At 41.1% G+C, this 207-nt stretch carries 1 protein-coding gene; it reads left to right on the top strand.

The genetic code is table 11. The features are described 5' to 3' along the window. The coding region (locus E7X57_RS12295) for a PKD domain-containing protein (protein WP_135613312.1) at positions 1-207 on the top strand (207 nt) is incomplete at both ends.

Raw genomic sequence — 207 nt, forward strand, 5'->3', positions numbered from 1 at the left:
TATCCGATTTCAGTGCTAATGTCACTGAAGGCTATGCACCACTTACTGTTTCATTCACTGATCTCTCAACCAATGCAACGTCATGGTCCTGGGATATTGATGCTGACGGTACCGAGGATTACTCCAGTCAGAATATAATTCATACGTATGATACAGCTGGTTTGTATACTGTCAATCTTACTGTCAGTAATATCAATGGCACTGCTT

This window comes from Methanococcoides sp. AM1 (assembly GCF_900774055.1).
Classification (GTDB): domain Archaea; phylum Halobacteriota; class Methanosarcinia; order Methanosarcinales; family Methanosarcinaceae; genus Methanococcoides.